At 43.2% G+C, this 11,380-nt stretch carries 8 protein-coding genes; 1 reads left to right on the top strand and 7 read right to left on the bottom strand.

Annotated features, from left to right (window positions below; genetic code table 11):
• Positions 1-10: 10 nt before the first annotated feature.
• Entirely contained in the window at positions 11-1,402 is a 1,392-nt protein-coding gene (locus tag H6G92_RS20095; protein WP_190895366.1) for a malic enzyme-like NAD(P)-binding protein, read from the bottom strand.
• A gap of 302 nt (positions 1,403-1,704) precedes the next feature.
• On the opposite strand from H6G92_RS20095, the gene H6G92_RS20090 reads away from it, so the two are divergent.
• A complete protein-coding gene (locus tag H6G92_RS20090; protein WP_190895365.1) occupies positions 1,705-3,126 on the top strand; it encodes a serine/threonine-protein kinase in 1,422 nt (473 codons plus the stop codon).
• A gap of 98 nt (positions 3,127-3,224) precedes the next feature.
• Here the strand turns inward: H6G92_RS20090 and H6G92_RS20085 are convergent, their stop codons facing one another.
• From H6G92_RS20085 to psbA (H6G92_RS20060), 6 genes are all read right to left on the bottom strand, one after another.
• Positions 3,225-5,888, bottom strand: coding sequence for a serine protease (locus H6G92_RS20085; RefSeq protein WP_190895364.1), 2,664 nt, complete (start codon positions 5,886-5,888; stop codon positions 3,225-3,227).
• The gene (locus tag H6G92_RS20080; protein ID WP_190895363.1) at positions 5,885-6,733 is read right to left on the bottom strand and encodes a S1 family peptidase; all 849 of its coding nucleotides are present in this window, start codon (positions 6,731-6,733) and stop codon (positions 5,885-5,887) included. The genes H6G92_RS20085 and H6G92_RS20080 overlap by 4 nt, the downstream gene beginning before the upstream one ends.
• 22 nt (positions 6,734-6,755) lie before the next feature.
• Entirely contained in the window at positions 6,756-7,343 is a 588-nt protein-coding gene (locus H6G92_RS20075) for a COP23 domain-containing protein (protein WP_190895362.1), read from the bottom strand.
• Positions 7,344-7,654: 311 nt separating this feature from the next.
• A complete protein-coding gene (psbA, locus tag H6G92_RS20070; RefSeq protein ID WP_190895361.1) occupies positions 7,655-8,737 on the bottom strand; it encodes a photosystem II q(b) protein in 1,083 nt (360 codons plus the stop codon).
• 255 nt (positions 8,738-8,992) lie between these two features.
• Positions 8,993-9,682 (bottom strand): Uma2 family endonuclease, encoded by a 690-nt coding sequence (locus tag H6G92_RS20065; RefSeq protein WP_190895442.1) that lies wholly within the window; start codon positions 9,680-9,682, stop codon positions 8,993-8,995.
• Between the two features lie 254 nt (positions 9,683-9,936).
• A complete protein-coding gene (gene psbA / locus H6G92_RS20060) occupies positions 9,937-11,019 on the bottom strand; it encodes a photosystem II q(b) protein (RefSeq protein WP_190895360.1) in 1,083 nt (360 codons plus the stop codon).
• Between the last annotated feature and the right edge of the window lie 361 nt (positions 11,020-11,380).

The following is an 11,380-nucleotide window of genomic DNA, read 5'->3' as shown; positions in this document are numbered from 1 at the left end:
TTTTAGATAATTAATTCCGAGCGATACCTTCTTGACGTGCGGCTTGTTGTACAGCAGCAGCAACAGCAGTGACGACACGCTCATCAAAGACAGAAGGAATAATGTGTTCCCGATTCAAGTCTGAAGGCTTGACTAAAGAAGCGATCGCACTTGCAGCTTCTAGGTACATTGTGGTGGTAATTGTATGGGCCCGACAATCTAAAGCACCACGGAATACCCCAGGAAAAGCTAGGACATTATTGATTTGATTCGGGTAATCACTGCGACCGGTAGCAATCACAGCCACATCTTTACTGATTAATTCTGGCTGAATCTCTGGAATGGGATTCGCCATTGCAAACACAATTGCGTCTTTCGCCATCGAATGTACCATTTCTGGTGTCAAAACTCCCGGTGCGCTGACTCCAATAAACACATCTGCCCCTTGCATTGCACCCGCTAAGGTACCTTGAGCTTTCACGGCAAATTCGAGTTTTTCTTCTGTCAAATCGGTGCGACTGGTAGAGATAATTCCTTTAGAGTCGCACATCCAGATTTTTTCTGCGCCAGCTTTCCGCAGTAACCGAGCGATCGCTACTCCAGCCGCCCCAGCACCATTAATCACGATGCGGATTTCCGCCATTGACTTATGTACCAGTTTTAGGGAATTAAACAATGCTGCCAAGGTGACAATTGCTGTACCATGCTGGTCATCATGAAAAACGGGGATATCTAACTCTTGGCGTAATCTCTTTTCAATCTCAAAGCAGCGAGGTGCAGCGATATCCTCTAAATTCACACCCCCAAAAACTGGAGCGATATTCTTGACTGTCTGAATAATTTCTTCTGTATCTTGAGTGGCCAGACAAATCGGAAAAGCATCTAGCCCCGCAAATTCCTTGAACAGCATTGCTTTGCCTTCCATGACTGGGAGAGCAGCCGCTGGGCCGAGATTTCCCAAGCCCAAAACGGCACTACCATCGGTAACAATGGCAACAGTATTTTGTTTGATGGTTAACTTGTAAACTTCCTCTGGATCTTGAGCGATCGCAGTACAAATTCGACCAACTCCGGGTGTGTAAGCCATTGCTAAATCAGACACACTCTTCAGGGGAATTCTGCTAGTAATGCTGATTTTGCCACCACGATGCAAATTAAAGGTGCGATCGTAGACGCTGAGTAACTTGATGTCTGGCAATGCTTTTACTGCTTGCACAATGGTTTCAGCATGTTCGGTACTAGCAGCATCAACGGTAATATCGCGGGTAGATTCTTTGCGGCTTTGCTCGATTAAATCAATTTGACCAAGATTACCACCAGTGGTTGCGATCGCCTGGGTTACTGACGCTAACATCCCTACACGATTGGGAATCTGCAAGCGCAGTGTCAAACTAAAACTAGAATTCGGAGTTAGGTCTGCCATGTTTATTTTGGATTTTAAGTTTTAGATTTTATATTGAATTGCTTAGTAAAAACCCGCTGGAAATTTAAAATCAATATTTTACTCATATATAACGAGTAACAATTGATTAAATGTAATCAAAAGCACACAATATTTTTAGAAAATAACCTCTCACAACTCCAACCCAGAACCTATTTTCGTTCCTGATCATACACCCTTAAACTGACTAAAGCTTGTAGTTTTGGACTCTATGTTAAATTCTGTGAGAAAATCAGTATCAATCATTCGATGAGTGGTACATGACAAGAGCCTAGGTGAATTTAATGCTAGGAACAATGCTCCGAGGGCGCTACAAAATCGTCAGAAAATTAGGACAGGGAGGGTTTGGGGAGACTTATCTGGCTGAAGATATGGATTTACCTCGCAATCCTCATTGCGTAGTCAAGCAGTTCAAGCCTCAATTTACTAACCCGCAAGCTTTGCAACAAGCAATGCGGTTATTCGATACGGAAGCGGATGTTCTTTATAGGTTAGGCAACCACGAGCAAATACCGCGACTGTTGGCTCACTTTGAAGAAAATCAAGAATTTTATTTAGTTCAAGAATACGTACAGGGTGATGACCTAAGCACAGAATTAAAACCTGGTCAACAATGGAGTCAAGAGAAAGTAATTGCTTTTTTATGGGACATATTGAAAATATTAGAGTTTGTCCATCAACAGAACGTTATTCACCGCGATATCAAACCTGCCAATTTAATCAGACGTACTGCTGATGGCAAGCTTTTTTTAATTGACTTTGGGGCAGTAAAAGAAATCAGCACCTTGATGGCTAATAATCAGGGAAGAACAGTGGCCGTTGGCACTCCTGGTTATATGCCTAGCGAACAATATAACGGACAGCCACAACTTTGCAGCGATATTTACGCTGTGGGAATGATTGGAATTCAAGCACTGACCGGTATTTTCCCTCTCAAACTACCAAGTGACCCGAAAACATTAGAATTTATTTGGCGTAACCAAGCCCAAGTCAGTCCTCAATTAGCAGACATTTTAGATCGGATGGTGAAATACCATTTTGGTCAACGCTACCAGTCAGCACCTACAGCTTTACAAGCACTGACAAACTTAACTATAAATAATAAACAGTGGTCAAAAACTAAGAAAATCACCCTAGCTTTGACAGTGTTAGCGATCATCTTTTCTATGACTGTGCTGGTGATTCCAAAATTACAACAAATATTTAGCTCAACCTCACAAGAGACATCACTTGTAACAAATTCCTTGATTTACGAAAATCTTGCTTATGGAATTAAAATAAAATATCCTCAAACTTGGTCAATAGAAAAAATAGAACAAAACAACACAACTACAACAGATGTAGCTAGATTTTGGTCACCTCAAAAAAATGTAGACAAGCCTTATCAAAGCAACCTGACTGTAGAAATTGAAGATTTAAAACAACCTATTTCATTGGATGAATATACTAGCTCAAGAGTTAATGAAATAACGCAGTTTCTGGCGGATGCAAAAATTGATAAATCACGTTTAACTCAGCTAGCAAATCGCCCAGCACATGAAGTAGTTTATTCTGGTAAAGAAGATAAATATACTATAAAACGAAAAGCAGTTTGGACTTTAAGCAATAACAAAGCCTACATAATTACTTATGCAGCCGAAGAAAGTCAATATGATGATTTATTAAAAACTGCTGAACAAATGATTGATTTATTAGAAATTAACTAATTTGCTAAAACGGCAGAGAGCGGGAGCAGGGAGAGAAAATTTTAACTCCTAACTCCCAACTCCCAACTCCTAACTCCCAACTCAGTAATCAGCACTATTTAGCGACGAGATGGTAACGCTCGAATTTGTGGATTCTGTAGGAGCTTTTGTACGTCTGCTAAGATGCGATCGCCCCAAAGATTTTTCTTGAGAACGTCTAAATCAGCAAACCTTTTGTCTAAGCGCAGAGCGGCTTGTGCTAATTCTAGAGCTTGTTCGCGATCGCCTTTAACATATAATGCTGTTGCCAAGGCTAGTTGAGGTTCTGCGGATTTGCTGTCAATCTTAATAGAAGCCTGAAACTGACGGATGGCTCCTTCAATATCTTGGAGTTCATATTTGATTAGCCCCAGGTTGTTAACAGCTGCTATTAATTTAGCATCCTGGACAGTTGCTTTTTCATAAGCAGCAAGTGCCCCCTGATAGTCTCCCTGGAAATGGTAGCTAATACCCCGTGCGAAGTAAGCAACAGCATTATTAGGGTCGATCTGAACTGCGGAGTTAAAATCTTTGATTGCTGCTTGATTGTCTCCCCGACGCTGGTGATTCAGACCTCGTAAGGCATAGGCTGAGGCATTTTTGGGATTCAGGCGAAGTACTTGGTTATAATCTGCGATCGCTCGTCGATAGTCTCCGCTATCAGAGTAAAGATTTGCTCGGCTGAAATACACATCAGCAACGCTGGATTTCCCCCATTCACTGTTAGCTTCAATTGCCCGGTTATAGGAAGTAACCGCCTCTTCATTTCGTCCCAATTCTTGTAACACGCCACCGCGAAAAAACCAAGCTAGGGAATGTTTGGGATTGAAGCGAGTGGCTTGGTTTAAATCCTCTAATGCTTTTTGTTTGTCTCCTTGCTGATAGCGCCCAGATGCCCTTCTAGTGTAGGCATTGGCATCTTTAGGATTTCGTACAATTGCCTCGTTAGCAGTGGCAATAATTGTCTGAGGCTCTGCTTGATTTGATGGGGTAGGTGGTTGTGAAGTTGATGGAATATTTTGTAGTTCTCTGAGAGAGTTGAGTACAGTTTGGGATTCTGCTGTTTTTCCTTGCCTCTGATATAAATCTGCGGCTTTTTGCAAATCCGCGATCGCTCCTTGTTTGTCTTCCAAACCAACGCGGGCAATAGCGCGGTTTTGATAGATTTCCGCAGCTTTGGGATCGCTAATCAATATTCGGTTTACCTTGAGGTCAAAGTCGCTTCTACCTTGGCGTTTAATTCGCAAGGTAATTGTACTACCCTCCTCACCGCGAATCAGCTTAGTAGCATCTTCCACTTTCATCTTGATAGTGGGTTTACCATCAATTGCCAAAATCCGATCCCCAACTTTCACCCCCACTTTTGAGGCCGGAGAGTCGTCATTAACCTGTTCAATTATTAGTCCCTGATTTTGTTCGTTATTGAGGCGAATCCCAATGCCGGAGAACTCAAAAAAACTCAGTGCCTTATTATAATCGGCGATCGCTAGTTTATAGTCTTTCAGCACCGTGCGTACTATACCCCGTAAACCGTAAGGTTCGGGTTGGTTAGGTAGCCGCTGTATTACTTGGCCGATGTCGGCGATCGCTTGTTGATAGTCATTTAAGCCGAAATTAGCTGTACCCCGGACAGCGTAGCTAAGGGCAGAAGTACGAGATTTGGGATCGTTGTTGAGGCTAATGGCTTTGTCAGCATCGGCAAGCGAACCCTGATAGTCTTTTAGTTGAGCGCGGACAAAACCTCGGTAGGCATAAGCAATTGCATTTTTGGGAGTGAGGCGAATTACCTGTTCAAAGTCTTTAAAAGCTGCTGGGTAATCTTTTAGTTCATTGTAGGCTGCACCCCGTCGGAAGTATGCATCAGGATTGTTGGAATTAATTTGTAGGGCTTGGTTGTAATTAGCGATCGCTCCTTTATAATCTCCTTTATCGGCTTTAGCCCCCCCCAAGCTGATGAAGTCTTCAGCATTTTGTTGTCGTTTAGGGGCTGGTTTTTCTGTAGTATTTGATTGTCCAGCTGTAGCTATATTGGGTTTAACACCTGGTTTTGGTGCCGGAGTTGGCGAACTCGCGGTTACTGGTTGGACATTATTTCTGGCTGCTAAAAAGGTATTAATCGGAATTCCCAACCTTAAAACAGTACCTGTCTTCTCTTCTGGTTGTGTAGCTCGCCCATTAATTCCTACTAAACGTCCATTCTCGTCTAACACTGGGCCACCACTCATCCCAGGAAGCGCCTCGTTATTGTAAACCAAGGCGTAGCCTTCATCTGGGTTTTTCAGGCGACTGCGAATGTTGCCATTAGTAAATTGATAGCTGCGTTCATCAATACCTGGTAAACGGTCGGCCCAACCCACCACATAAACCGTCATTCCTTCTCTAATTTGGTCAGAGTTGCCTAAATTAGCGATCGGATAACTTTTATTACTGTTGAATTGCAACACGGCCAAATCTAATCCCGGCAATTCTTTGCTGTAATAAACGGGATACTTACCGCCATCTTGGGTATGAATCTCATATCTTCCGTCTCTGGACACTACATGTCGATTGGTGAGGACGAAGTAAGTTTCACCTTTGCGTTCAAAAATTACTCCAGAACCGACACCATCTCCATCAATGCGAACAGTAACTGTTTGAGCAATATTGTTAACCTCTACCGGAGTTAAGGATAAGGCAACTTGAGGTTTCAGCAATACCACAGCTGCACCAACAAGTATTGCCGAAAGACTACGAGTAAAATTCATCGCCTCACCTCTGCCTGAATATCTGTATCAGAATAATTATTTGTAAATGATGGTGATACCATCTGCATAAACTCTTCAATCGGAATACCCCAGCTATACTTGCTCATCTGTTTGAGCAGGGGTGGTTCGGGCTGTGTTCCATCTTGATATATGTATGGCTCACCCCATAGAGGTTCAGCATGTCTCCCGTTAATAGCCACAAGCTGACCTGCACAATTTAGCAGTGGGCCTCCACTCATACCTTTGACAATATCATTGGTATACCCAATCCGATACCCGCCCTCCAAGGCTTTGTCTAGCACTAGAGAAACTTGACCTCTGCGGAAAACAAACCCCGTATCTTGGATGCCTTGGCTGTCAAACGGAAACCCAGCAGCAAAAACTTCATTTCCTACACTCAAAGTTGATGCATGGCCGAGAGATGCAACTGTATAGCTAATTTTGGGGCTGCGAAACTGTAATACAGCTAAATCGTTACCCTTAAAATAGAAAGGAACAGAGCGATGCCTGCGGCGGGCTACGCCTACGCTCATCTTGGACAAATCAGCCGCATAGATTAAGCCATCAGGAGTTTGAATCTGGTAAGGTGGGTTACCCGACCTGAGTACGTGGGCATTGGTAAGCACCTGATAAACCGACCCTTTTTTGTGAATCAGAATCCCCGACCCCAAAAAGTCTTTTGATAGGACTTTGACAGCGATCAACTCAGCTAGTTGTTGCACTTGTTTGGCGGAGCCTTGGGTTGAACTTTTTGTATCTAAAGCCCTAACATTTGGTTTTGAGCCTAGCGGTGAAATAGATAAACTGCCAATACAGGCAATCAGCATCATTAAGCGCCAATCCATGTTCGTTCAGATTGCGATTTACTCAACATTCCCAAGCCGGTTTTCCTGCTGGACAGGATTCGCGTTGCCCTGAACTTTCTACCTGAGAGATGAACTTGGTTACATCCAGGTAAGCCGCCTCTTGGTAGTAGGAGAACAATTCTTTACTATCGCCACCGCTCAGATTAATTGGTCTACCGCCACCCGAACCTTGACGATCTAATAACCTTTGTAGTGTCAGTGGGGCATTAGTAACGACTTTCAATGTTACTAGCACTCCGTTAGGCAGACAAGAACCACCTTTGTAACTGGCAACACACAATACAGGTTGATTGCTGAGTTTTCCTGCCCTGACGAAATTTAGAGTCCCATTGCCGTAGAAACGTTGGAATCTGGCAGATATTTCTTCACAGCGCTGTTGGGGAGTCCAAGGTGGGGGAAAAGAATCGTCAACCCAGCGAATTACTGGAATGTTTCCTCTGGAAGTCCGAACTAGTGTTGCTGGAACACCTCCACTCATTCCACAGTAAAACTTATTATCCTGCGTATAGCCAGGTTGAATTAGAGTGGCAGTAGAACCAAGTGCGATCGCAATGGTACTCAGTATATGAGCAAAGAAACCGAGTTTCATAGTAATCTTTACGCTTCCTGAAGTTTTTAAGATATGTGGCGTAATTAAAAATATTTTTGAGTATAGAGGATATCCCGTACCAAAAGAGCAGAAATTTAAGTAAATATAAGTTCACTGAAGCACCTGTTTAGACATCTATACAGTTCAGATAAAACCAAAAAACTTGTAGAGACGGCGATTTGTCGCGTCTCAAAAACTCAGAAACCCAAAATTTTTGCTAGTAGCCCTTAACCCAAGCGTATTGGTTTAGACATACGAAAAACCGCCCTCTGTTTCCAGAGAGCGGTTTTGATTTTGCTAAGACTTAAGTATTAGCTATAAATTACAGGCGCTTGCAAAGCCACAGGTACTGCCTCACCAGCAGCCAAATCCAGGGGGAAGTTGTGAGCATTCCGCTCGTGCATTACTTCTATACCCAGATTGGCACGGTTTAGCACATCTGCCCATGTATTAATTACACGACCTTTGGAGTCAAGAATTGATTGGTTAAAGTTGAACCCGTTGAGGTTGAACGCCATCGTACTGATGCCCAATGCCGTCAACCAGATACCAACTACAGGCCAAGCAGCCAAGAAAAAGTGCAAAGAACGCGAGTTGTTAAAGCTGGCATATTGCCAGATTAACCGCCCAAAGTAACCGTGAGCCGCCACAATGCTATAGGTTTCTTGTTCTTGTCCAAACTTGTATCCGTAGTTTTGAGATTCACTTTCAGTGGTCTCCCTAACTAAAGAAGAAGTCACCAAAGAACCATGCATCGCACAGAACAGCGCACCACCGAACACCGCAGCTACACCCAGTTGATGGAATGGGTGCATGAGGATGTTATGCTCGGCTTGGAACACGAACATGAAGTTAAATGTGCCGCTAATGCCCAAAGGCATCCCGTCAGAAAAGCTACCTTGACCAATTGGGTAAATTAAAAAAACCGAAGTCGCAGCAGCTACGGGAGCAGAGTAAGCCACACAAATCCAAGGACGCATCCCCAGACGATAGCTTAACTCCCATTGCCGACCGAGCCAGCAGAAGATACCAATCAAAAAGTGCAAGACAATGAGCTGATAAGGGCCGCCGTTGTAGAGCCATTCATCCATTGAAGCAGCTTCCCAAATTGGGTAAAAGTGCAAACCAATGGCATTAGATGTGGGTACAACAGCACCAGTGATAATGTTATTGCCGTATAATAAAGAACCAGAAACTGGCTCCCGAATGCCGTCAATATCGACAGGTGGTGCAGCAATAAAGGCAATAATGAAACAGATGGTAGCGGTCAATAGGGTAGGAATCATTAAAACGCCGAACCAGCCGATATAAAGTCGATTGTCGGTGCTAGTAATCCATTGACAAAAACGATCCCACAGGTTGCCGCTTTCTCTTCTTTCTAGAGTTGTGGTCATAACTGTGTTGTTTATAAATCGCTGACAACAAACTTTCCTAATTTTCAGGAATTGAGAATCAAGCTGTTTTCAAAAGCTTTCGCCAAATACCTTCTCCCTAATAGCCGGGACTCTCTGGAATTACATCACACCACAAATGCTGTTAGCTAACTTCCTCAGGGAGACTGTATGAAAAAAAGGAAAACTTTCCCGGCTCCTAATATCAGGTTTTACATTAATAATTTGTATTTTTCAAGATATTATTTTTAAGTTTTGCTAAGTTAAACTCTCAACAAACTCAGCATGTTCTGTTGAGTTTAACCCTTGTTGCAGTACTGCTAAAACTTTCGTCATGTCTCCTGTAATTAGTGAGGTGACAGCTAACCACAAACCTGGAAATACCCTACTTTTAATCACATCATTTGCATCAGCCACGAGTGGCAAATATTCACCATTTTGCAAACAGAACCAGTCGAGTTTATTCTCTAAAGTCTGCCAAACTATATATTCCTGCACTCCGTTGCGCCGATAGGCGCGTTTTTTGTCGTACAAATCAATAGATGCACTACTGGCTGATACTTCTGCTACTAATTCTGGTGCACCTTCTACGTAATCATCTTCACTGATGTGTGCCTGTCCCCTGGCTGGTTTATCTATCAACAGCAAAACATCAGGCTGTGGTTCATTGTCTAAATCCAAGCGCACGGTAGCATTGTCACCTAGCGCTACCCCTGGAGTGGAAACTTGATAAACTCCCAACCAGGTAATTAACTGTCCATGAGGTTGGCCATGACTTCTAAAACGCAGGGGTGATGCCACGTAAACGACTCCTTCGATTAATTCTGCTTTTTTATGGGGCATTGCTGTATAACGACGCTCGAATTCGTGGCGGGTTAAGCGATCGCCACTTTCTAAGGGAGGAATAAAAGCGCTATTATTTAAGCCATGTTCCACAGAAGCAGCCATTACCTGATTCCTCATCCGCAGGAGTTGTAGCTTGAATCTAACATAGTGAAGCGCCATGTTTTCTCGTGTGGTAGCTGCTGCACATAGCTTGCTTTCTCATAGGAGTACGACAAGCTTCAAAAATCTTTCTTATTTAATACGCTATAGACCAAAATCTACTACAGGATTTATTAAACGCTCCGTTTTAAAATAATTACAATTAAAAAGCGCCCTCCATTTCTGGAAGGCGCTTTTTATTTAGCTAATCTTCAGAATTAACCGTTAATAGCAGGAGCAGTCATTGCTACAGGAGTAACTTCACCAGCAGCTAAGTCTAGGGGGAAGTTGTGAGCGTTACGCTCGTGCATTACTTCCATACCCAAGTTAGCGCGGTTGATTACGTCTGCCCAAGTGCTGATAACGCGACCTTGGGAGTCAATTACTGATTGGTTGAAGTTGAAACCGTTCAGGTTGAATGCCATCGTGCTGATACCCAAAGCGGTGAACCAGATACCGACGACAGGCCAAGCTGCTAAGAAGAAGTGCAGTGAACGGCTGTTGTTGAAAGAAGCGTATTGGAAGATTAGACGACCGAAGTAGCCGTGGGCTGCAACGATGTTGTAGGTTTCTTCTTCTTGACCGAATTTGTAACCGTAGTTTTGCGATTCGGTTTCGGTGGTTTCACGCACCAAAGAAGAGGTTACTAGTGAACCGTGCATTGCAGAGAACAATGAACCGCCGAATACACCAGCCACACCTAACATGTGGAAGGGGTGCATCAAAATGTTGTGTTCTGCTTGGAACACAATCATGAAGTTGAAGGTTCCAGAGATACCCAAAGGCATACCATCTGAGAATGAACCTTGACCGATTGGGTAGATCAAGAATACTGCGGTAGCGGAAGCCAAAGGTGCGCTGTAAGCTACGCAGATCCAAGGACGCATACCTAAGCGGTAAGAAAGTTCCCACTGACGACCGAGGTAGCAAGCGCAACCGATCAAGAAGTGGAAAACTACCAACTGGTAAGGGCCACCGTTGTACAACCACTCATCTAAGGAAGCAGCTTCCCAAATTGGGTAGAAGTGCAAGCCGATGGCGTTGGAGGAAGGAACAACTGCACCAGAGATGATGTTGTTTCCGTAGATCAAGGAACCTGCAACTGGTTCGCGGATACCATCGATGTCTACTGGAGGTGCCGCGATAAAGGCGATTACGAAGCAAGCAGTAGCAGCTAGTAGGGTTGGGATCATCAGTACACCAAACCAACCAACATATATGCGGTTGTCAGTGCTGGTGATCCACTCGCAAAAGCGATCCCATACGTTAGCGCCGGAGCGCCGTTGTAAGGTTGTGGTCATTGTTTTATAAGTGCTATGGGTTGTTAAATATGGAACAAGCAGATTTATTTTTTGCCTGTTGAAACACAGTCTACATGAATTTACTTTGAGGCGATCTTTGACTTAATATTCTGTAACAGAATACTTTAAAAAGCTCATCGAACTGTAAAGTTTTCATACTATAAACAATAGTGATAAAAGTAATGAATTGAAGCTTTGTAAGCCCTTTCAATACGAAACTAGATATAAGTTTCAATGACGCGATCGCCTAATTCTTTACTCTTTACATTCCTTTACAAATAGCCTGCTGGAAAAATTTTAAGTTTTGTTGATATGTAACGAAATAATAAGTTGTAAGTAAGTCGGCGTAAATAATTATTGT

It is taken from the genome of Nostoc foliaceum FACHB-393 (genome assembly GCF_014698505.1).
Classification (GTDB): domain Bacteria; phylum Cyanobacteriota; class Cyanobacteriia; order Cyanobacteriales; family Nostocaceae; genus Nostoc; species Nostoc foliaceum_A.
The sequence above is the reverse complement of the archived record's forward strand: the minus strand, read 5'-3'. Positions and strand labels throughout refer to the sequence as shown.

What these genes read in the sequence shown, in the direction of transcription:
- H6G92_RS20095 (WP_190895366.1), bottom strand. Translation starts at nt 1,402, where the DNA reads ATGGCAGACCTAACTCCGAATTCTAGTTTTAGTTTGACACTGCGCTTG.
- H6G92_RS20090 (WP_190895365.1), top strand. Translation starts at nt 1,705, where the DNA reads ATGCTAGGAACAATGCTCCGAGGGCGCTACAAAATCGTCAGAAAATTA.
- H6G92_RS20085 (WP_190895364.1), bottom strand. Translation starts at nt 5,888, where the DNA reads ATGAATTTTACTCGTAGTCTTTCGGCAATACTTGTTGGTGCAGCTGTG.
- H6G92_RS20080 (WP_190895363.1), bottom strand. Translation starts at nt 6,733, where the DNA reads ATGGATTGGCGCTTAATGATGCTGATTGCCTGTATTGGCAGTTTATCT.
- H6G92_RS20075 (WP_190895362.1), bottom strand. Translation starts at nt 7,343, where the DNA reads ATGAAACTCGGTTTCTTTGCTCATATACTGAGTACCATTGCGATCGCA.
- psbA (WP_190895361.1), bottom strand. Translation starts at nt 8,737, where the DNA reads ATGACCACAACTCTAGAAAGAAGAGAAAGCGGCAACCTGTGGGATCGT.
- H6G92_RS20065 (WP_190895442.1), bottom strand. Translation starts at nt 9,682, where the DNA reads ATGGCTGCTTCTGTGGAACATGGCTTAAATAATAGCGCTTTTATTCCT.
- psbA (WP_190895360.1), bottom strand. Translation starts at nt 11,019, where the DNA reads ATGACCACAACCTTACAACGGCGCTCCGGCGCTAACGTATGGGATCGC.